The organism is Rubripirellula lacrimiformis, from assembly GCF_007741535.1.
Taxonomy (GTDB): Bacteria; Planctomycetota; Planctomycetia; order Pirellulales; family Pirellulaceae; genus Rubripirellula; species Rubripirellula lacrimiformis.
This window is the reverse complement of the sequence record NZ_CP036525.1, coordinates 1,303,156-1,326,283: the sequence shown is the minus strand read 5'-3', so window position 1 is coordinate 1,326,283 and position 23,128 is coordinate 1,303,156. Positions and strand designations below refer to the sequence as shown.

Below are 23,128 nucleotides of genomic sequence, written 5' to 3'. Positions count from 1 at the left end.
CAAGAAGGCCTCGTATTCAGGTGCCAACCAATGTTGGCAAATTGTTTATTTTGATTCCGCTCGATCGGACGATCGGCCGGGTCGGTAGCGATTTCTGGATCAATCGCCTCCAGCCCGGAAAGGCCAGATCAACGTTCGTTTTGGAATGGTTTTCAGCTCGTTTGCCGACATAACTGCGACCGGCGAGCCGGGATGTAGGTGAAAAAGTAGCTCGTCACATCAGAGATTAGGCGCTGCAATTCCAAAGCGAGAACCAGCTCCGGAGTGTAATCGGGTCGATTGCGATGGCAACGAAAATCGTCTGGGGGACGGGGTTTAGGTATACTTGACGCGGTTATAATCATCGTCCGGCCAACCCCAGCTAATCCACCCGATATTCGCAGTGGGTAAGCTTCGGCAGCCCCGTTTGACGAATCGAGCTAGGGAAAAGTTCCGGTATTGCGTGGTTTGGTGCTCCGTTGATACCGTCCGGCCGACCGCGACCGATTCCAAAGGGTTTGCCAGGCAGCCGACGGCCCATCGCAAAGACGATGCCGATCTGCGGCCCCCCCTGCGGCGGTCCAACGCCTCCCGCGTCACGGAAGACTCGTCTAATGGCCCCTAAAAAACACTGTTTTGATCGTTCTGCGGTCATTTCCTCCATCGCTGTCGGCTGTTCCAAGACCGCCAGCTGCCACTGTGAAACGAAACGGTGTGAAACCAATCGTCGCCAAATCGGTGCGCGCTCGAACAACCTTGCCCAGCACCAACGGGGGGCTAATCGCCCCTCTGCGCTGTTGGGATGGCTGCTGATCGTCGCCGCCGTTTTGCCGACCGGCGGATGCCAGTGGGCTGCCAGTGGTCAAAATTCCACCGGCGCACGACTTTACGAACAAGGTCAATATTCGGCAGCTTTGCAGCAGTTTCAAAAGGTTATTAATACTGACCCGAACAACGCCGACGGTTACTACAACCTGGCCGCCACCAATCATCGACTTGGCAACCAGCGCAACGATCCACAGCAGATCACTCAAGCCGAAGCACTCTACAACCAGTGCCTCGATCACGATCCCAACCATGTCGAATGCCACCGCGGGTTGGCGGTGCTGTTGGTTGATACCGGACGTCCGGACCGAGCTTTCGCTCTGATGAAGAACTGGGCGGCCCAGAACCCGGAATTCTCGGAACCCCGCATCGAACTGGCTCGACTCTACGAAGAGGTCAGCGACCCCGGCACGGCCCTGAAGTACCTGGAAGACGCCGTTCAAAAAGATCCCAACAATTCACGCGCCTGGTTGGCCTTGGGCCGCCTTCGCGAACAATCAGGCGATTTGAACCAAGCCGTCCAAAATTACCAACGGTCATTGGCACTGAACGGAATGCAACCGATGGCAGCCGAACGTGTCGCTGTTCTGACACGGCAAATCTCGGCCAACTACGAAGCTTCGGTCGCCAACGGGACCACGCAAGTGGCGACCCAGCCGAACTTCAACAGCGGTATGGTTCGCCAGTACTAGGGCGTAGCGGAAGTCGTCAAGACTTTCGTGAATCTCAGCCAGGCCGAAACTCTTGACGAGTTCCGCTATCCCGAAAACCACGTCCCCCTTGTTTTCCAGGCGAAAGCCGAAGCAAGGGAGTTTTCGCAAAATCGACGATGGCTGACCTGCCATTCCCTGCGTGCCACTCTGGTCGCGGACATTCATCAAAACACCTACATTCTGCGTTTTGACTCGCAGTTCTCCCCATCCAGTCCCCCACCCAAAGCACGTTTCTGCCATGAAATCGATGGAAAAAATTGTGTCGCTATGCAAGCGACGTGGCTTTCTGTTTCAGTCCAGCGAAATTTATGGCGGCGTCCAAGGCTTTTGGGATTACGGCCCGCTGGGCGTGGAATTGAAGCGAAATCTGAAAGAAGCTTGGTGGCACGACATGATCACCGGCCACAACGAACTGGCCGCCCCCGAAGGTGCCCCCGGTACGTTTGACATGGTGGGCTTGGATTGCTCGATCATCATGCACCCCCAAGTTTGGAAGTGCAGCGGTCACTTTGACCTGTTCCACGATTTCATGGTCGATTGCCGTGAATCGAAAAAACGATACCGGTTCGACCAGGTCCGTGGTCGCTGGGTCGAATATCAAGACAAAAAGATCTTCGTCGCCACGATGGCCGAACAGGAACAAGAACTGGACGAAGTTCGCCGCCGCGGCATGAAGTTTTTTAAACTGCGGAACAAAGACGCGGACAAATTGACCGTTTCGGACGAATCGCTGACGATCGATAAACTCGAATCCACCGAAATGGTGTTGGCCCCCGATTCCAAAACGCTGGACACGTTGACCGTGCCGCGCGAATACAACCTGATGTTCAAGACGACCTTGGGCGCGTTGGGCGGCGAAGACGACACGACCTTCCTGCGTCCGGAAACCGCGCAAGGCATCTTCGTCAACTTCAAGAACGTCTTGGACAGCAGCCGCATCAGCGTCCCGTTCGGGATTGGCCAGGTCGGCAAGAGTTTCCGAAACGAGATCACGCCACGAAACTTCACGTTCCGATCGCGCGAATTCGAACAGATGGAAATCGAATTCTTCTGTGCACCGGACCAATCGCATGACTGGTACCGCTATTGGCGCGACCGACGACTGGCTTGGTACAAGTCGTTGGGTCTGTCCGACGAATCGCTGATCATGCGAGAACACCATCCATCCGAACTGGCCCACTACAGCGTCGGTACCGCGGATATCGAATACGCATTCCCGTTTCTGCCCGAAGGCGAATACGGCGAACTGGAAGGCATCGCCCACCGTGGCGATTTCGACCTGCGTAGCCACATGGAAGGCAAGCTGGATCCGAAAACCAGCCCGATGACGGTTGAACTGAACGAACACGGCAAACCCAAGTACCGCGGCAGCGGAAAAGATTTGACGTACCGCGACGAAACGACCAACGAAAAGTTTGTCCCGCACGTTGTGGAACCTTCGGCGGGTGCCGACCGTGCGGTGTTGGCATTCATCTGCGAAGCCTACACCGAAGACGAAGCACCCGACGAGAACGGCAAGATGCAAACGCGTACGGTGCTGAAACTGCACCCGCGTTTGGCGCCGATCAAAGCGGCCATCTTCCCGTTGGTCAAGAAAGACGGCATGCCCGAACTGGCTCAACAGATTTATGGAACGCTGAAAAAGCACTTCAACGTTTTCTATGACGAAAAGGGAGCCGTCGGTCGCCGCTATCGTCGCCAAGACGAAGCCGGCACACCGTTCTGTATTACGGTCGATACCGATTCGCTGAGCGACCAAACGGTCACCATCCGCGACCGTGACACGCTGGAACAATGGCGAGTCAAAATCGACGACCTGACCACCGAATTGACCAAGCGAATCAACGTTTAGCCGAAGCTTCTGGACCGATTCGTCACAACAGATGGGCGATTCACAATCACCCCATGAGGCACACGGTCAGCTCGCCAGCGAAGGACGCTGCGAGCTGTCCGGATGGTCTCGCACACAGCGAGCCTGGAACCAAGGGCTATGCGGACGCTGCTGCTCGTGATCGCTTCCGGCGTACTGCGACGAGTGCACCGGTAGCCAGCAAACATGCCCATGTACTGGGCTCGGGAACTGCTGCCACGCTCGGGTTGAAGTTGATCGTGCTTTGATCGAATCCCAAAAAGGCGCCGACCGATGCGATGTCTGCCTCGGTAAGCAGCTTGCGTGTTCCGGTTACGATCGATGGACTTAGGGCGTTCGGACCGTAGTCGAAAGGAGGAAAGAAACCGCCTCCGCCCGGGTCGTACGGGAATTCATCGGACGGCGACTCGATGGCGAAACTAGTGTGCCCGCCGCTGAATGGGATTTCGGCTCCATCAAGCACACCGCCCACGACGTCAATGTCATTGTCGGAACCCAGATCGGCATCGGCAAACGCAGGAAACTGTGTTCCCAAGAACCCCAAGGCATGTCCCACTTCGTGGATGGCGACCGACAACATGTCGCTGTTGCTGCGTGCAAGTCCTGCAGGCGCATCGTAGTGCACGCGTTCGACATTCACATCGACGCCACCCAAAGTCAAGTCTCGCTCGCTGTACTGCTGCCACTCTTCGTTTGCTGTTGGCGTGCTATCGACAAAGAAACTGCTGCTGGTGTCGTTATCCCAGGTCAAACTACCGGATGACCAGCGTCCATCGCTCCCAAACCATCCTGTACCGCCGGTTGCGAGCGTGCTGCCCCCCAGGCCTCCCCAACCGACGCTGATGGTTTGAGTGATCGTGCCACCAAGGTTGCTTGACCAACCAATCGATGTGGAGCTATTGGCAAAAGCCGTTTCCCAATACGCGGCTGCTGTTTCAACCACAGCACGTGCATCGGCCAGTGTTCGCCCGCCTAGAACCGTACCACCATCGGCGGGAGCGGCCGTAGCGAAATCACTAAAGTCCAAATCAATGATCAGAGCGGACTGAGATGTAGTGGGAGACAATGCCGCAAAGCCAAATAACAGCGTGCCTAACAACCATGGGTAGCAACGATTGGATCGGAACAAGATATCGTCCTGAAAGAGAAGAAAGGCACGAAGGCACTGCCCACCGCGACTGGAAAAGCTTGCCAGCGATCCTACTCGTTCGGAATAAGCAAAGCCGAACTTCCCCCCCATGAAAGCTCGCTAAAAACGGACACATCGCCCCAAACCAACCCCACAAGCCCGCCTGCACCCCCTCACACGGGCCAGCCGATCCATTTTTTGTCACTGAACCGTACAGCTGCCTGCGGTTCTTTACGTCGCCCGGCGATCGATGGTCAGGTGCCGGAGGACTTCGCCGGCGATCGATACGCCGCTTAGAAATGCACCTTCGATGCGGGGGCCGCCGCACCAATCGCCGCATGCCCCCAAGCGGGCCGCCGCGTCCCACAAACACTCGCGATCGATGGGATCCACCGGCACTGCATCCCGCCAACAACAGGCCAGTGCGTGCACGACATTGCCCGGTGCCAATCCAGTGACCTGTTGCAGTGCAGCCAACAATTCGTCGGTAACCATTTCCGGATGATCATCGATATGCGCCATCGACCACAGGTTGGACGCATGCAGCACCCAAGCTTCTGTCCCGCTGGTATCGCCACCGTCTGGCTGACCAAAATTCATTCGCCCCGGTTTGGCGCTGTCGCGTGCGATCCAAGACAGCGGGCCGTCGTTGATGAACGCCGCATCAAAATCCAGACTCTTCAAACCGTCGGTCTGGATCATCAATGCCCATGTCGGTTTCATATCGCACGCCGCTATTTGCGTGGCCATCGCTGAATGCCCACTCATCAAAGCACTCGATTGCACCGGAGTCGCGTTCACGATGACATAGTCGAATTCGCCATGCGTTTCTCCGGCAGCGTCGACCAAGGCCCACTGCGAATCACCGCGACGCAATAGATCCACCACGTTCGTCTCTAGCCGAACGTTCAAATCCGCCGCTAGGTGCTTAGCGACTTGGTCCATTCCTGGCACGCCCACATAACGGCCGGTGTCCATCTTTTCGGCAATCACTTTTCCGCCCAGCCCCAATTCGACCATCCGTCCCAGCCAAGGCTGGACGAATCCGTCTTGGATCCAACTTTGCACGTAGCGGCAAAACCGTGAATCTCGGGCGGTAAAGTACTGGGCACCATGATCAAAGGACAGGGCAGGGTGCAGACCTTCGATCGAAGTCTTCCCATCCCGGTCCGACTTTGCGTCAGCGTCCGCCACTGCCTTTACCGTCGCGATCCGCCCACCGACCTTGTCCGATTTTTCGAACACGGTCACGTCTAAACCGTAGTCATGAAGAGTGCGTCCGGCGGTCAATCCAGCCATCCCGGCACCGACGATGGCGATTCGAGGGGCCAGCGGCGTGATGGGTCGGTCAACGATCTGCTGGAACTGGGCCAGATTTAAATTGGCCTCGGCGTGATCGGGATCAGCAGCGCGAACTCGCCCGAACACCTTGGATTCCGGTTCAACAGGTTGGTCGAATTGGCCGAAACACCACAGGATGCCACCGTAACTGCTGGGGTCACCGCCATCGAGCGCGTAGCGGTGATTCAGATCGATCGCCAACTGCAAGGCGCGGCCCGGCGTCGGTACCCAAGGCAACAATAACTTCCCCCATGTCATCCGAGCGCTGTGATGCAGTTCGCCATGTTTCAGCAGACTCTGCTGACAGGTGTCCCACAACGGTTGTCCCGTGTTCGCACGCGATAGGGTTTCCCAACTGCACGATTTCTGGCGATCGTCGTCGACGTGCTGCAACAGAGTTTCTTTGGCCCAAACCGGGATCCCGTCCAACGAATCGATCGCGTCGGGATGGTGAAAGCAATAGTGAAACGCCATTTCTCGCCAGACCAGCAATTCGTCCAAGTAATCTTGGGCGCCTGCCCGATCGGCTTCGCGAGCAATCCGAAACGGGCTGACCATGCCGAAGTGCAGATAGCTGCTGATCCGACTGGAACCACGATGATCGGCTGCGTTGGATCGCCGCTTGGAATAGTCGGCCAGACCGTTTGCTTTGAATTCGTCCCAACGTGCGTAACCGGCCCTCGAACCGCCCGGCGTGTCGATCACCGGGGCGACCGAGTGATCGACTCTGCACTTTCGGATCAGAGATGTCAAACAGGCATCCTGCAGATCGAACGCAGGGAACGGCATCGATCCGTCGAACAGGTCAACATCCAAGGGTTGGTCCGCATACGGCACCCCCACACGTTGATGGTAGAAGTGCTCCGTCGCATCGCGATACTCGTTTGCGTTGGCATAAGCGTGCCCGACCAATGGCACCGGAACGATGCACGAAGCGTCGACCATCGCAATCGGCGTGGTGGTCCGAACCGTCAACCGCTGCATCCAACCGACCAGTGGCTGAACGGGCATTTCTTCGGTCACCAGCACCGCCGCCCGGCGCGTGAGGTCACGTAGATGCGGGCCACGCGCCCCGTCACGCTGCAAATGAAAATTGGATTGGATGCCGCGATCGGTTAGTTCACGCTGCACATCGCGATGGCCTTGCAACATGAACGAATGGAATCGATCGGACGCGTAGGGATAGTCTTCCGAAAGCGCGTGATAGACCAGCAGCGGCAACCCGTTTTGTCTGGCCAAGCAGATCGCTACATCCAATGCCGGATTGTCGTGGCCGCGCAGTGCATTGTGCATCCAGTAAAGGACAAATTCACCGGGACCGTGCCTCGTCTGGTCTGGACGGACCAGCCAACGCAATCGTTCGTCCAAATGAGTCGGTAATGAATGATCCAAACTCGCCGCCTCCTGTACCTATTCCGACCAACCCGTGCGGTGGCCAATGTCAACTCTGTGTGCGATTACATCGTTTGCAACTGTGGATACCTACCGAATCAAACGTCGTGCCAACCATCCCCGCGGCAGGCCAGCATCGACGGGGCAGGGCGGCAATCCCAGTCGCAACAACACTTCCGACGCCGCCAATCGGCCACTGATGACCGCGCCTTCCATGGTTGCCGGCCAACCGGTGTCGATCCAGTCCCCGGCCAAGTGCAGCCAGGGCAGGGCAGTGCGGGCCGGCGGGCGACACCGCTGGACATCGGGAGTAACCGAGAACACCGATCGGGGGTCGGTCACGACACGATGAGCCAAGCATTGGGCCGACGCCGCCGCAGGAAACGCGTGCACCAATTCCGCCCATACCGTATCGACCAGGTCTTGCTGGGACATCGATCGCGTCTGTCGCGAAGCGCTGACAACAACCTGATAGTAGTATCGGTCATCGTTGCTCGATTCCGAGGAACGGTCAAAATCGCAGGGACTGCGAAAAACCCACTGGGACAAGGTCCCCACCATCACGGCATGGGGAAGAGTCATGATCGGGCGATCGGTCCAAAGATGCAGCCCGGTAATGGGTGACGATGGAAACTGGCCCCATCGGTCCAACCTGCCGCCATCGTTCGACGAACCAGCGACCACGGATGGATCCTGGCCTTTGGATCGATCCCCCTGCTGAATCGAATCATCAAGCGACTGGACCAACGATTCGATCCGATACCAGGGAACTGCCGCGATCACATCATCGGCCCGGTACGGGTGTCCGTCGACGGACCAAGCCACACCACCGTGCATGCCATCGGTTGGCACTTCGCTGGTTTCGGACGGTTCCAGCCGATCGATCGGGCAATGACAGACCAACCGCACGCCCCGCTGGGCGATCGACGAAGCCAGGCTTTGCCCGATCAACTCTGACAGCGGCCGCGTCGGCACGTGCACATCGCTGGCCCCGCGGGCGGCGGCAAAGCCATCGATGAAAACTTTTCGGGCAGCTGCCATCGAAACACGATTCGATTCGTCCCCCAGGGCACTGACCAAGATCACGTCCCAGAACAAACGAATCGTCGCGGGATCTTGTCCTTCCTGGGTCAACCACTGTGACGCCGTCAATCGTTCGATCACCGCGGGCTTCGTCCGCATCAACTTCCATAGCCCGCGGCGGATCTGGCGTTTCTGGGCTGCGGAAAGGTAACGCAATCCCGCCAGCGCCGACATCAGATGCAGGGGCGCCGGCAACCATCGCGACGGCTGAAAAGGACTCGGTGGATGCCCAGGGTGCAGGAACGTCAAACGATCAAAGCGTTTCATCTGATCGGCCAGTCCGTGCCGTTTCATCAACGCTATAAAGTTCGTGCAGCATCCCATCGCCACGTGCTGGCAATAATCGACAACTGTCCCCGATTGCGGATCGGTGAACGATCCAGCCCGACCGCCCAGGCTGCGTTTGGCCTCGATCACAGTGATGTCCAATTCACCGGGGGCTGCAGCCACCAATGCATCGGCAGCCGACAAGCCGGCCAATCCACCACCCACGATCACCACGCTGCGCTTTCGATCGCCAGCCGATTGCGAGTTCGCCTGTTCGCTAGTCGTGCAGGACGTCATGGAAGTCACGATCGCCGTGCTCCCCCATCAACCACTTCGATGGGTGGGACTGGCAAACGTCGAAACAACGGCGACACGAAGTGACGCGATGCCAATTCCCACCGGTCGCCTTGGCTAAGCCGGACACGATGCAGCACCACCGCCCCAGGATCACTGGCGATGCGATCGAGCAAACGTCGATAGGTTCGCCACATCATGCTGAACATCGGCCGCCCATCGGGATGCAGCGAATCCCAAACCTGCCAACCAGATTCGAACAAGCGTTTGGCGCGGTCAATCTCGTCTTCGACCAAGCAACGCAGCCGATCATCCGGCCGAGGCTTCAGCAGATCGTCTTCCGTTAGACCATGTTGTTCATAGTGTTGACGTGGCAAATAGATTCGGCCCCGCGATGCATCCTCGGAAATATCCCGCAGGATGTTCGTCAACTGAAACGCCAAGCCACAATCGATCGCGACCGCCGTCGGCAACGGACCGTCGTATTCCCAGATGTGCAGACAGGCCAAGCCAACAGCCGAGGCAACCAAATAACAGTAATGTTCCAACTGTTCGTAAGTATCGAAACGCGTCTTCTGTTGATCAGCCAAAACACCATCGATGATCTCTAACAAATACCGCGTCGGAATCTGATAACGCCAGCAGGCATCCCGCAGGGCCGGCATGATCTCAGTCGCACGGCGATGCAGATCGATCGGCAACTTGCCGCTGGCTCGGGCATCCCCGCCGGCATCCTGGGCCACTTGTGGATCAAACAAACCATCGGGCAAAATCAGTCGATTGGCACCGCTATCGTCGTCCAAGTTCGCTTCGGTTGTTTCTCGCCACCATTTCAACCAAAGCGTTCGCAGCGCAGTCGGCTGATCGCAGTCCCCCAAATCGTCGGTGATTCGTGCGAATGCGTAAACGGCATACATCGCCAAACGTTTGGGACGTGGCAATAGCCAGAACGACCGATAGAAATTGCTTCCGCTTTGCCTAGCGATCCGGCGAACGGGCGAATAGTCGGCGGTAGAGCGAGCAGAAGAGTTCATTGCACCGAAGAATATCCGCGGGGACACCGTATTGATACCGACCGTCGTGATGGATGGATGATGGTGGACGAGTCATGGCGGGACGAGTCATGGAGGAATGGGCATGGTCGAAGTCCGATCTTTCGCCTACAGCCAGCCAGCCCAAGCCCGCGCCAACATCGTCATCTGTTTTGTCTTGGACACCTTGGGACGAATCCGCAGCACATCACAATCGATCTTGCGGATCGCCGAAATCGTGGCGAGACCACCATGCACGAACAGCCGAACATCAGACGCCAACCATCGCGGCACACTATCGGCCAGTGGCAACCCCCGGCGCAGGCACCGCTCGGCCAAGTCACACTGTTGGTAAAGTGCAGCCCGCAATCCAGGCGGCGTTGACTTGGCGGCAATTCCATCCGCCAAGTCGACTTCGGTGATCCCGTGGCTTCGCATCGCATCGGCTGGCAAATAGATCCGCCCAATCGCAAAGTCACGCTCCACATCTTGCCAAAAATTGGCCAACTGCAGGCCCGTACAAATGTGGTCCGACAGCGCGATGCGGTCGTCATCAAAACAGTCCGCCAATTGCAACACGATCTGGCCGACGGGATTGGCCGATCGCTGGCAATAGCCGATCAACTGATCGAAATCTTCATACCGGTGGACCACCTGATCCTGGCCAAACGCGGACATCAAATCATCAAAAGGTTGGCGTGTCAGCGAGAATCGAGCGATCGTGTCGGCCAGGGCGACGAAAGTGTCCGACGGTGGAGTGCCAGCAAAGGTCGCGTCCAGCTGCCGCTGAAAATCCGCCAAACGTTCGGTAGCCACGGCGGGGGAGGGCGATTCGTCCGCCAAATCGTCGGCAGTTCGGCAAAACGCGTAAACATCGTAAAATGGCTGCCGTAGCCGCCGGGGCAGCAGGACGCTGGCGACCAGGAAATTCTCGTAGTGAGACTTCGCGATCGCTGCGTTGTGGGATCGCCCACGAGCCAACGGGGAACCGGCAACCAAGGGGTCTGGGTTAGGCGCCTCGGTAGGCTCGCGGTTATCCTGGGAAAGAGCGTCCGCGCGAGACTGGCTCTCGTTGGAAAGACGGTTCAAACCTCACACATCCTTCCTGTCAGCGAAACGAATGAAGATTATCTTGGCCGCACCGCGAGGCTTCTGCGCCGGCGTCAACATGGCGATCGACTCGTTGGACCTGACGCTGCAGAAATTCGGTGCCCCGGTCTACGTGTACCACGAGATCGTGCACAACCAGTATGTGGTGCAGACATTTTCTGAAAAAGGCGCTGTCTTTGTCAACGAAATCGACGAGATCCCCGAGGGAAGCGTCGTCCTTTTCTCGGCTCATGGCGTTTCCCCGGCCATCCGCGAGGCCGCTCGAGCACGAAATCTGAACGCCCTGGACGCGACCTGCCCGTTGGTCACCAAAGTCCACCTGGAAGCGATCAAGTACGCCAAAGCCGGCTACACCATCATCTTGATTGGCCACGAAGGACACGACGAAGTCATCGGTACGATGGGCGAAGCACCCGAAGCGATTCTGCTGGTGGAAGACGAAGCGGGCGTTGCCGAGCTGAACGTGGCGGACGAAACCAAACTTGCCTATCTGACACAAACCACCCTTAGCGTGGACGACGCCAACCAAATCATCGCAAAACTGCGTGAACGGTTTCCCAAAATCGAAAGCCCGCCCAAGGCCGACATCTGTTACGCCACCCAAAACCGCCAAGAAGCGGTCCGCGTGCTAAGCGACCAAGCGGACGTGGTCGTTGTTCTGGGCAGCCAGAACAGCAGCAATTCCCAACGTCTTCGTGAACTGGCCGCCGATGAACACAAAAAGGCGTTCCTAGTCGATGGCCCCCAAGATCTTGACCCCAACGAATTCTCGGCTTCGCAAACGGTCCTGATCACCGCCGGAGCTAGTGCCCCCGAATCGGTCGTCCAGGCCACCATCGATTGGCTAGTTCAGAAATTCGGTGCAACCGTCGAACTGGCATCGATCCGCGAAGAATCGGTCCAGTTCCCGCTTCCCAAACCACTTCGAGCATTCGCGGCCGAGACCCGATCGTCCTAACCGCCCCCACCTGTGTGCCAGAGATGTCGATCGACAACGCTCTGGTAGATTCCCCCCTCCATACCATCGATTGCGAAAGGACGCGTCCTGTGGCGACCAAAGAACAGCAACGTCAAAAGAAACTGGCCAAGAAGCGATCCAAGGAACTGGCCAAAAAGAAGGCGGCCGCCCGCGAAAAGAATCGGATGCAATCCTTTTCGGGGCAGCTTTCATCTGCGATCGAAGGATCGATCGAACGATGCTTGGTCGCCGAGGATCTGCTGAATTCGGATAGCAAGTTTGGCACCGTGTTCATCACCCGACGAATGCCCGATGGCCGCGTCGCAGCCGTGCGGTTCCTGATCGACGGTTTCTGCATGGGTGTCAAGAACTGCAACGCGATGTTCTGCTTCCCATCGCAATTGACCGAACTTCTGGAAAACAGTCCCGAAACGATGATGGCGATCACGCCGCCAGCGGCGCGTCGATTGGTCGAACAAGCCGCTGCCTACGCCCGCCAGTTCGACATTTTGCCGCACCCGGACTACGACAAACTGACTGCCATCTTTGGCGATATCGATCCCAATGAATGCAGCACGGACTTTGTCTTCGGTCGCGACGGACAACCGGTCTATATCGCCGGCCCTGGAGAAAACGAGCAACGCATCGGCGAGATCATCGAAAAACTTTCCGCCACCGCCGGTGAGGGGAATTACATCGTCGAATACGACGAAGCCTTTGACCTCGACGACGAAATGGCCGGCACATCGTGGACCGACGATCCGGAACTGGACATCGACATCGACGAAGACCTGCCCCCGGCGACCTAAGTCCCGAAGGGAAGGCAAGGCAATGGTGAGCCGCTGGCCGTGAGGCCCAGGGCAATTCCCGGCCGCTTACGCGATCGCGGCTCCCGAAGCCAATAACAGTAACCGGAATACCGAACGCTCCGTGAACGCCCCACAAACGCCTGCATCAGAGCGATGTCGGCGCCGAATCGTTTGCCATTTCGGATTCGGTTTCATGGGTTGGCCGAATCGCTTCGAAGTATTTACGAACCGTTTCGCGGTGGCCCATTGGCAGTGGTTCGGTATCCAGCACTGCTTCGGCTTCGCGTTTGAACTTGTTGTACTTCGCCGTCAACTGTCGCACGGCTTGCTGCTCGCCTTCGGGAGCCTGCAGAATCTCCGTCTCGCTCGGTCCTTCGGATTGTTGGCCAGTCAACATTTCCTCGTTGCGAACGCTGTCCAGTTTGGTTGCTTGATCCCCCAACGGTTGACCACTGGCCCCTTGGCCGGCCTTTGAACTAGGTGAATCGGATTTCGCGACGCTGTTGGACTGGCATTGGCCTCGGCACTCACTTTTGCACTGCGACAAACGGTTCAGTTGGCATGACATACAGTTGCCAATCTTCTTGCACTGACCTTGTTTCTTGCACGCCGACGCTAGTTTCGAAAGACACTTTTTACATTCGCTTGGATTCTTTGAATCCAGCCCCTCGGCCAACTCGCTGATCGAATCGCTCAATTGTCCTTGTTGGGCAGGTTTCAGTTTCGACAACATCTTTTTCAGGTTGTCGGCGACCGCACGACGTTGCTTGTCACCGATCTGGGATGGATCGATCGCCTTTAGCTTTTCGCTTGCTTCGTCATAGTCTTCCGCTTCCAACGCCTTGGCCGCTTGGCTCATCGCATCGGACGGTTTCATCGCCGCCGCCAAAGCCTGCAACATCGTGTCCGTCATTTCTAGCTGCAGCGATTCGCGTGCTTCGGCCAATGACTGCTCCATTTCCGAAAGCGTTGCCAACAGGTCGGCTTCGTCCAAGGATTCCGATTCCATCTTGTCCAGTTTTTGGGCTAGCTCTTCGACCAGCGCCTCGATCTCGGGATCCTGTTGTTCATCCGCCATCTGTTCCAATTCTTGCAGCAGGGTGCCGCGCAGGTCTCCCGATTGCTGTTTAGCCAGCGGCAAGATCGACTTAGCTTCGACCCGCGGTGCCATCCAGCTTCCCAAGACCAAGAATAATGCGGTGGCGGCGGTCAATCCACCGATCCATCGCAACTGCTGAGGCGGCGTCGAAATTGGCACGCACTGAACCGGATCGACTTGTCGCAGTTGCTGGTCGGCTTCGGCTAATTGCAACTGCCGCACCGGATCCGCTTTGGCAGTCCGTTCGCGATCAAACTGCAACGATGTGATCGATCGGTCTTTCAACCCATAGTGCTGGTCCACCAATCGAGCGGCGGACTGTTCGTTGTGCCGCCGAAACATGCCGACCAGCCACCCCAACGTTCCACCGGCAACCACGATCGCAAGCGGCCACCCCCAATGCATCGTGGGCACGGCTGCCAACCGAACAAACGCCACCAACAAAGCCGCCGTCGCCCCCACCAACAGCCCGCGCGATGCACCACGGGTCATCGAAGCAAACCACAAACGCCGTTGGACTGGTCGAAGAATTTCGTGCAGCATCATACGTTTCGCAAACAGTGGAAGCGGAAGAGATGGACGGACACAGCCATTCTAGGGGTATAAGGCAGCCACCTTCTAGACGAAAAATCGGGCCAAATCATTTTTCGCCGTTCATCCCCCAGTTCACGGGCACCGAATCGGCGCCCGTGAATCGGCGTTGAACTTCGCCGAGACGCACGCCGACATAACGCCTGCCCGGGGTGCGTTTTGCCTATCGGTTGCCGATTTCGATTCGCCGAAACGCCACATCGGCGACAAAGATGGCAAGCCCAGCCATCAACAACCATGGCCACATGGGCACGGGATCGCGAGCCGTCCGTTCATCGTCCTCGGTCACCGCAGAGGCCGGTCGGTCGTAATATCCGCCGCTGACCGCCGCAATCTGACGCAGCGCCGGTTCCCCCAGCGGCAACAATCGAAGTTCGTCTGGGTAGCCGATTGTCACACCACGAGAACTCCGCTGGGTCGTCCCATCGCTGCGGTTCTGAGCAATGTCGAAATGGTATGCACCGCGGCGAGGCGTTTCGACCGCGGCTTCGAATCGGCCCGGGGCGGTCTGTTGCATCGCGATTTTTTCATTCTTCAAACGCGGATCGATCACGGTCAGACGCGATTCGGCTTCGTCGATGAATCGGCCATTGTCGTCGATCGCGTCCATGACGATCCGTGTGCGATCACCGTCGCGCTGGACTTCGACAAACACCCCACGGTTATCGTCTTTCCGCATCGCATGCCGGATGATCTGTGCCCAAAACGTTCCAAAGTCGGGCCACGACAACCATTCGCCCGCCCAACGATTCTTGGCATCGCTGGTGAATGCGACCGACATCCCCAAACCGTACCTCCACCACACCAACAACGGGTCTCCCGATTCGCTAGCCAAAATAAATTCGGCCGTTGGCTTGGGCCGCGTCACGACATACCCCAGCAACAACGGCGACAGATCCCACTCGATTCCATCCAAGACAGATGTTGGCCGAACCAATTGTGGCAAGAACGGCAGTTCGTTGATCGCCGACTTGCTGGCTTCGACCGTTTCTTTGGCGAACACCTGTGGCACCGATTGTGGGTCATCACAAAAATAGTATCGTCCGCCGCCGATCTGAGCCAATTCTTCCAATAGGTCTTCGCTGGATCCCTGGCCAAGCGCCACCGTAGACAATGTGATTCGCGATGACGACATGTCCTGTGCCGCCCCTTGAAAGTCGCCGGGCGTCGACACACCGTCGGTCATCAAGATCACATGCTTTAACTTTGCCGTCGCGGCGACCAACGCGTCGTAGGCATCGATCATCGCGGGATACATGTTTGTCCCGCCGGATGCTTCGATCGTTGAAATCGCGTCCGTGATCGCACCACGATCCGAAACCGAACGCAGTTCAGAAATGGTATACGATCCACCGTCAAACGCGATCACCCCCAACGAATCTTTGGGGCCCAACAGTTCGACAGCCGCCTGGGCAGCATCCTTGGCCAGTTCGATCTTCTGGCCGCCCATCGAACCACTTTTATCGATCACCAGCATCATCGCCAACGAAGGCTTTTCGCGTTCCTTTTCAAAGTTACTTCGAACGGGCAAAATTTCTTCGATCTGGGTTCGGTAGTAACCGCCCAATCCGAACGATTGGTCGCCGCCCAACATGATCAATCCACCGCCCAAGTCCTGGACGTAGATTCGGATCAAATCCATTTGCCGCATCGTCATCGCCGTGGCAGGCACGTTGGACAGGATCAAACATTCGTATCCCTGCAGCTCTGATAATTGGCTGGGAATCCCCTCGGGCGGACGAACGTCGACATCGATCGCTTGTTCGTCCAGCGCCCACCGCAGCGAATCGGTTTCGTCGGGATCGATGTCAATCAACAGCACACGCGGCTTTCCGCTGGCATAAACAATCGTGGACGCTTCGTTGTTGTCTAGCAACGTGTCGTCGAACTGCCGCAACCGCGCCGCAAACGTTTCCTGACGCTGCCCCAACACTGTCTGCTGAAATCGAAACCGGTTCTCTCCCTTCTTGATTTTGACCTTCGGCGAATCGGCATCTCCGATCTGGATATCGCCACGGTACAGGTCGACGTGCCCCTCGGTTTCGCGATTGCTATTGACGATCACTTCGACAAAGAACGGCTGCCCCTGGCGGACTTGCGTCGGAGCTTCGACCCCAGCCATCTGGACTTCGGGGTCACTTCGGACCGGAAGTGGCACCGTCCAAATAGGCACCCCGGAATCGGCGGCGGCCAAGGCGTCGCCACCATTGGTCGCGTTCCCATCGCTTAGCAATACGATTCGCGGCACTCGCGATGGTGGAATCGACGCCACCGCGGTGCGAATCGCAGCGGCAAGGTCCGTCCCCAGTCGTTTCGTTGAATCGGCCCCCGGTGGGTCAACGTTCGCTGGCGTTGCTGGCGCATCTTCCGACGGGATCTGCGCGGACTCGGCATCCGTCGGCGAAGCGGCATCAACATCCGGATCGTCAGCAGCGTCCGGATCGTCAGCAACGTCCACAGCGATGGAATCGTCGCCCGCGGTTGGCTCGGAATCTTCGCTGGTATCCTCCGGTGTCCACTGCGACTGCAATCGACCAGGCGTGCGGTCAAACGCCAGGAACCGCACATCGGCGCCGTCCGCATCGGCCTGTTCGGCGGCCTGTTCCAGAAACCGATTGGCTGCGTCGCGTGCGGCCTGGTCGATGCTTTCGCTCTGGTCGACCGCGAACACGATCATCTTGCGATCGGTTTGGCGCAACCACACCGGACCACAAATCGCTGCGATCAACAGTGTCACAACAACGATTCGAATCAACAGCGACACCATTCGCTGACGAGGCGAAAAGTCGCTGAGGGTGCGCAGGTGAAATCCGACCAACCAGATGATCGCGGGGATCCAAAGCCAAGCCCACTGCGGCTGTGTCCATTGCAACACGCTCATGCCACCGTTCTCCGATTGAACAGCGCCCATTCGCCGATCACCAAACCAATCGCCAACATCAACAAATAAAACCACGCCGGTGCGCCGCCATGCGACACCATCGCCTGTTGGGGCACAGCAACATCGGCGACTCGCAGATCGCTTTCGCCTGCATCGCAAACGTTCACAGCCAACAGATCCCCTTGCACCACCCCCGATGATTTCAGGTCTTGGGGCGATGCCAGAACCCCGGGCGATTTTGTTTCCCCAGGGCCAGGGTCCGGGATCGATTCAGGCACGAACAGACCGTAGATTCCGGTTCGATCAACGGGACTGATGGAAGCGTTTTGGCGTGACACGGTTACCTTTCGCGTCGTGCCGTCGGGGGACATCAACACGACGGACTCGTCATCTCTGTCCCAGGGCACGGTCGTCAATTGACCAGTTCCCAATGCCGGATTCATATCACCGGATTGCCGAAAGAACCAGTTCATCGCATTCGTCATCATCACCGGGAACGCGATCCGCAGCGGCAAGTCGCTATCGTCCAGGTTTGCCGTCAACACAATGACTCGGCCCTCCGGTCGTTCAACGGACACCAACACGCGCGACCCATCGGCGGTTTCTAGCAGCGTGGTCGGTTGCCCGAATGATTCGTCCACGTCGATGTCTCGTCCCCCGGCCAACAAGACGTTCTGCAGCTGCACGTGCCGCAGCAGAGGCGAATTCTTGTCCTGTTTTGCCACCAGGGGTGTCGCGATCGAATCCCCCAATTTCCAAGCCGACGCGGGCCCGTCTGCCGTGGCGATGAACAGGGCAGGGCAGGGCGGCATTTGGCCGGGCACCGTTCCGCTATACACGACCAGACCGCTGGTATCATCCGGAACCAAATCGCCCCCTGCATCGCCCCCCGCTGAATCGATGCCTTGCGCCGCATCGATCACGGTCAACTCGATCAACGGAATCGATTCCAACACAGTCCGCAAATAGAAGGATGGCGAATCCGCCTGCGTTACCAAAGTGACTGGAACCAACGGACGCGCCGGGACGATGGCATGTGCCATGTTGTCGACATCCAATCCATCGTCAACGTCCAGCACCGCTTTCAGCACACCTCCAACGCGTGACGCACCGTCGATCGTCCTGCGCCACTGCCCGTCGGCATCCAGTTTGATCGGCAGCACATCGACAAGGTCGTCGTTCAAGGTCAACGTCAACCGTGTCTGGATCGGTTCGTCCGACAGATTCTGGACTTCGACCAGCAACGCATAGCCGATCGGATCGACGGTCGACCGACGAACTTGGAACCGTGTGATCGCAACGTTCGACTGGGACGCCCCGATGACTTCCCAGCGAACATCCGGCGTCTGATCGATGTTGGATCGATCACTGATCCCCAGGTCACTAAAAACGACGATCTGTCGACGTTGTTCATCGTCGGCCAGACGCCGTGCCGCTTCGATCGCCTCGCGAACTCGCGTCGGTCCATCCGTCGAATCGATGCTGGCAAGCGCGTCTTCGATCGCCGGCGCAAAATCCGACATCCCCACCAACACGCGGACACTGCTGCCCGCGGTGACGAGCGCCATCTGTTCTCCCGGTCGCAGACCACGTGCGACCCCGATGGCACGCTGGATTGCCAATTGCAATCGAGTCTGGCCGGTTTCGGGATCGATCGCCTGCATGCTGGCGGAATTGTCGACGACCAAAATCCATTCGTGCCCGGAATCATCTTGGCTTCGCCACAACGGATCGGCCAACGCCAATACGACCAGCGCCACAAAGACCAACTGCAGCAACAACGAGAGCCAATGCCGCAGATTTTGCCACAGCGACCGCTGTCGTTTCTCTTCGAACAACTGGTCCCAAAACAGCAACGTGGCGACTGACCGACGACGCAAACGCGTCTTCAGAATATAGAAACCGATGATTGGAATCGCGATCCACAACCACCACATTCGTTCGGGTGAAGCAAGCGGCATGATTACCCCACCGCCGCGTTGCGCATCATTCGAAGCAACACCGCGTCAAAGGGAACGTCGGTGGTCGCCCGTGTGTGGCTGAGCCCATGGTTTCGGCAATACGTTTCAATATCAGCCAGAAACGTTTCGAACAACTGTTTGTATTGACGCAGTTTCCGCTCGGTAACGGTGACCTTCTTTTCGACGCCACTTTCGCAATCAACCAATTCCATGTCACCGAGAAAACTGGGGGACGCTTCGCCCGGCGTGTGAATCTGGATCACGTGCGGTTCGAACCTGGCGTAGCGAAGTCGATCGATGCCTTCCCGAAACCCTTTTTGGTCATACAAGTCGCTGATCACGATCGCCAAACCGGTACGTGGCGCTCGTTCGACGAACTGACCGACCACGCCCTGCAGATTGGTTTGGTTGCCACCGCACTGCAACCCTTCCAAAAAACGCAGCAGGCTTAACACTTGGTTCTTGCCTCGCATCAGTGGCATCGTCGCCCGCAGCCGATCGTCATAGGACAGAATCGAAACGCGATCCAAATCGGCCAGCGCGATGTATGACAACGAGGCCGCTATTTGACGTGCCAACATGAACTTGTTCACGCCCCCGTCACCGTCACTTCGATCCATGCTGGCCGACGCATCCAACAGAACGTAAACGTGTAAATCCTCCTCTTCCTGAAACCGTTTCAGCAACAGATCGCCGTGTCGCGCATAGACGTTCCAGTCCAAGTAGCGCAAATCATCGCCACTGATGTACTCGCGGTGGTCGGCAAACTCGATCCCGCCACCGGTTTGCATCGTCCGTCGCTGGGCCAACAATTGTCCCTTGAACATCCGCTTGGACAACAACGACAAATATTCCAGTTGTTTCAGGAATTCCGAATCAAACATTCTTGTCCATCCGCACCATCAAGATTGAAAGTGAAAGCCGCTCGCCCGCACATCTGGCCATCTGTGGCTGGCGACCCGATCAGCCGACCAACGCTTCGTCGCGGACATTTTCGACCAGGTTGTCGATGATCGCATCCACGCTGACCCCTTCGGCCTGACCTTCAAAGTTCAGCATCACGCGGTGACGCAAAGTCGCGTGCGCCATGTCACGGATGTCTTCTTTGGCGACGTGATACCGGCCATCCAGGACCGCTCGGATCTTGGCACATAAGATCAAAGCTTGCGCGCCACGTGGGCTGCTGCCGTAACGCACGAACCGGCGCACCATGTCGGTCGCTGCTTCGTGGGTGGGGTGAGTCCCCATGATCATCAGGATCGCATAACGTCGGACTTCGTCGGCAATCGGTATCTGACGGGACAGCTGACGCAATTCCAAAATTCGATCGGCCGACATGATTCGATCCGGTGGTGGGATTTCACCGGCCGTCGTGCGATCCATGATCGATTCCATCTCGGTCGTCGTCGGAAATGGCACGACCAATTTCATCAGGAATCGGTCCAACTGAGCCTCGGGCAGCGGATAGGTGCCTTCCATTTCCAACGGATTCTGCGTGGCCAGCACGAAAAACAAGCCATCCAACTGATGCGAAACGCCAGCCACCGTGACGCTGTGTTCCTGCATCGCTTCCAACAGAGCGGACTGTGTCTTGGGAGTCGCACGGTTGATTTCATCCGCCAACACCACGTTGGCAAAAATGGGCCCTCGTTGGAACTGAAACTCTTTTCGTCCATCCTGGGTTTCAACCAAAATATTGGTACCGATCAAGTCGGCAGGCATCAGGTCGGGAGTGAACTGGATTCGACCAAACGGTGCCTCCAAAACTTCCGACAAGGTTCGTACCAACAACGTTTTCCCCAACCCGGGAACGCCCTCTAGCAACACGTGTCCGCCAGCGATCAACGAAGTCAGGACTCCGTCAACAATCGGTTGCTGACCGACGATCCGCTTGGACACTTCATCGCGCAATCGCGCGAAGTCACCGCGAAATTGTTCCAGCCGATCACGCAATTCGTTGTCAATCGATTCAGTCATGATGTTCCCGGTGTTTCGAACGCTGGCATCGTCGCAGCAATCGCTGCGTGGGGGGGGCCCACCAAGACTATCAGATCCCAACAGGCCAGTGGGATTCATTCGTAGAACGGCCTGGAAAGGCCGTTGGTGGATGGACGCGAGGTCAGTGACGGCCTGGAAAGGCCGCCCTACGTGGGGTTGGATTGCCGTTTGGATGCGTTACGAACGCAGCGTTGATGGGTATCATCCTGGTTGATCCGACCCGCTGCCGCCTTGTGAACCTCTTAGACCGCCGATGTACGAACAACTTCGATCCGATCAACAACACATCGCCGAAATCCTAGCGAGCGTACTGGATGATGGAGTACGTTTTTTGGGTGCTGACGGCGACCGGCCAGCGGCGGTCGTGCCGCCGGCAATGGTGCCTGAAACGCTGCCGGATGATGGCATCGGCGCGAGCCAAACGTTGGATCTTTTTCGATCCAAGTACGCCGATTGGATCAGCGGTTCGGCGGGGCCTCACTATTTCGGTCTGGTGACCGGCGGCGCAACCCCGGCCAGCTTAGCCGGTGACTGGCTGACCGCTGTCTATGACCAGAATGCGACCGGTTCCAACGATTCGATCGCACCGCAGATCGAGCTCGCCGCGATCCACATGCTGCGCCAACTATTTGGTCTTTCCGAGGATCACAGCGGCGTTTTTGTATCCGGCGCCACGATGGCGAACTTTGTTGGACTGGCGACCGGGCGGCAATGGGTTGGCCGCAAACACGGTGTCGACATCGCGCAAGCAGGATTGTCGGGGCTGCCCCCGGTCCGAGTGCTGTGCGGCACACCTCATTCAAGCGTGTCCAAGGCGCTGGCGATGCTGGGAATCGGACGCGACAATCTGGAACGCATCGCTACGCTTCCCGGTCGAGAGGCTGTTGACGTGGAGGCGATGCGAAAACGTTTGATCGAAATCCGGGGTTCGGGCGAAGCCTGCTTGGTGGTCGGCAACGCGGGGACCGTCAACAGCGTCGACTACGACGACTTGAATACGTTGGCGGATCTTTGCAAAGAATTCACCGCTTGGTTTCACGTCGACGCTGCCTTCGGTGGCTTCGCCGCATGTGTCCCCGAAACACAATCGTTGGTAGCAGGGATGGACCGAGCCGATTCCATCACCATCGACGCGCACAAATGGCTGAACGTGCCGTACGACTCGGCGATGGTGTTCACCCGTCACCTGAGACTGCAACTTGAAGTTTTCCAAAACTCGGCGGCCTATTTGGAATCCGATCCGACACCGACGAATTTCGTAAACCTGACCCCTGAAAACTCTCGACGATTTCGCGCGTTGCCAGCATGGTTCACGTTGATGGCGTACGGACGTCAGGGATATCAAGAGATCGTGCTGCGGAATTGTCAAATCGCCAAACAGATCGGTCAGCGGATCGACGAAGCGGACGAATTCCAATTGTTAGCCCCAGTTCGGATGAACGGCATCGTCTTCACGCTGGCAGGTCAACCGACGACACACAGGCAAGTCCAGCAGTATTTGCATCGCGTTCAGGCGGGCGGACAGCTTTACATGACACCGACCGAATACTTCGCCACCCCCGCGATTCGCATCTCCGTTACCAATTGGCGAACCACACCGGAACACGTCGGCCAGGTTTGGAAGGGCATGATGGCGGCGCTCGATTCGATGACCGATTGATAGCACATCGGTGAATCGGGACGCGATTCAGGCCGGATTCCGAGGATTGGTTTTCGCTTCCCCCCCCGGCCGGTCCTGGTCCGCTAAGATTGGTGGTCGCTACCGCTTTTCCGATTTGCCAATCGATTTCTTTCGAT

General features: G+C 57.6%; 15 protein-coding genes. 5 read left to right on the top strand and 10 right to left on the bottom strand.

The features are described 5' to 3' along the window. Nucleotides 1–776: 776 nt before the first annotated feature. Both K227x_RS04625 and K227x_RS04620 read left to right on the top strand, forming a co-directional pair. Nucleotides 777–1,496, top strand: a complete 720-nt coding sequence (locus tag K227x_RS04625; protein WP_246146510.1) for a tetratricopeptide repeat protein — start codon at nt 777–779, stop codon at nt 1,494–1,496. Between the two features lie 268 nt (nt 1,497–1,764). Then, a complete protein-coding gene (locus K227x_RS04620; RefSeq protein ID WP_145177271.1) occupies nt 1,765–3,369 on the top strand; it encodes a glycine--tRNA ligase in 1,605 nt (534 codons plus the stop codon). A 136-nt stretch (nt 3,370–3,505) separates the two neighbouring features. Here the strand turns inward: K227x_RS04620 and K227x_RS04615 are convergent, their stop codons facing one another. The 5 genes from K227x_RS04615 to hpnC all read right to left on the bottom strand — a co-directional run bounded on the left by K227x_RS04615 (nt 3,506) and on the right by hpnC (nt 11,013). Then, nucleotides 3,506–4,453: a PEP-CTERM sorting domain-containing protein gene (locus tag K227x_RS04615; protein ID WP_218933775.1), complete on the bottom strand. Its 948-nt coding sequence runs from the start codon at nt 4,451–4,453 to the stop codon at nt 3,506–3,508. A 294-nt stretch (nt 4,454–4,747) separates the two neighbouring features. Then, the gene (locus tag K227x_RS04610) at nt 4,748–7,249 is read right to left on the bottom strand and encodes an FAD-dependent oxidoreductase (RefSeq protein ID WP_145168328.1); all 2,502 of its coding nucleotides are present in this window, start codon (nt 7,247–7,249) and stop codon (nt 4,748–4,750) included. A 90-nt stretch (nt 7,250–7,339) separates the two neighbouring features. Further along, nucleotides 7,340–8,896, bottom strand: a complete 1,557-nt coding sequence (gene hpnE, locus K227x_RS04605; RefSeq protein ID WP_145168326.1) for a hydroxysqualene dehydroxylase HpnE — start codon at nt 8,894–8,896, stop codon at nt 7,340–7,342. A gap of 5 nt (nt 8,897–8,901) precedes the next feature. Further along, nucleotides 8,902–9,927: a phytoene/squalene synthase family protein gene (locus K227x_RS04600; RefSeq protein ID WP_145168324.1), complete on the bottom strand. Its 1,026-nt coding sequence runs from the start codon at nt 9,925–9,927 to the stop codon at nt 8,902–8,904. Nucleotides 9,928–10,053: 126 nt separating this feature from the next. Beyond that, nucleotides 10,054–11,013: a squalene synthase HpnC gene (gene hpnC, locus K227x_RS04595; RefSeq protein ID WP_246146509.1), complete on the bottom strand. Its 960-nt coding sequence runs from the start codon at nt 11,011–11,013 to the stop codon at nt 10,054–10,056. 31 nt (nt 11,014–11,044) lie between these two features. Between hpnC and ispH the strand changes: the two genes are divergently transcribed. Both ispH and K227x_RS04585 read left to right on the top strand, forming a co-directional pair. Next, complete coding sequence (gene ispH / locus K227x_RS04590; RefSeq protein WP_145168322.1) at nt 11,045–11,992, top strand: 4-hydroxy-3-methylbut-2-enyl diphosphate reductase; 948 nt, start codon at nt 11,045–11,047, stop codon at nt 11,990–11,992. Between the two features lie 89 nt (nt 11,993–12,081). Next, entirely contained in the window at nt 12,082–12,801 is a 720-nt protein-coding gene (locus K227x_RS04585) for a hypothetical protein (RefSeq protein ID WP_145168320.1), read from the top strand. A 145-nt stretch (nt 12,802–12,946) separates the two neighbouring features. Here the strand turns inward: K227x_RS04585 and K227x_RS04580 are convergent, their stop codons facing one another. The 5 genes from K227x_RS04580 to K227x_RS04560 all read right to left on the bottom strand — a co-directional run bounded on the left by K227x_RS04580 (nt 12,947) and on the right by K227x_RS04560 (nt 21,310). After that, nucleotides 12,947–14,392: a hypothetical protein gene (locus K227x_RS04580; RefSeq protein ID WP_246146507.1), complete on the bottom strand. Its 1,446-nt coding sequence runs from the start codon at nt 14,390–14,392 to the stop codon at nt 12,947–12,949. Between the two features lie 262 nt (nt 14,393–14,654). After that, the gene (locus K227x_RS04575; RefSeq protein ID WP_246146505.1) at nt 14,655–17,372 is read right to left on the bottom strand and encodes a VWA domain-containing protein; all 2,718 of its coding nucleotides are present in this window, start codon (nt 17,370–17,372) and stop codon (nt 14,655–14,657) included. Further along, on the bottom strand, nt 17,369–19,333 hold the full coding sequence (locus tag K227x_RS04570) for a vWA domain-containing protein (RefSeq protein WP_145168317.1): 1,965 nt from the start codon (nt 19,331–19,333) through the stop codon (nt 17,369–17,371). Before K227x_RS04570 ends, K227x_RS04575 begins: the two co-directional genes overlap by 4 nt. A 2-nt stretch (nt 19,334–19,335) precedes the next feature. Then, nucleotides 19,336–20,217, bottom strand: coding sequence for a DUF58 domain-containing protein (locus K227x_RS04565; protein ID WP_145168315.1), 882 nt, complete (start codon nt 20,215–20,217; stop codon nt 19,336–19,338). 79 nt (nt 20,218–20,296) lie between these two features. Beyond that, on the bottom strand, nt 20,297–21,310 hold the full coding sequence (locus K227x_RS04560; protein ID WP_145168313.1) for an AAA family ATPase: 1,014 nt from the start codon (nt 21,308–21,310) through the stop codon (nt 20,297–20,299). A gap of 274 nt (nt 21,311–21,584) precedes the next feature. Here K227x_RS04560 and K227x_RS04555 point away from each other — a divergent pair, with 274 nt between their 5' ends. Next, entirely contained in the window at nt 21,585–22,991 is a 1,407-nt protein-coding gene (locus tag K227x_RS04555; protein WP_145168311.1) for a pyridoxal phosphate-dependent decarboxylase family protein, read from the top strand. Nucleotides 22,992–23,128: the final 137 nt, after the last annotated feature.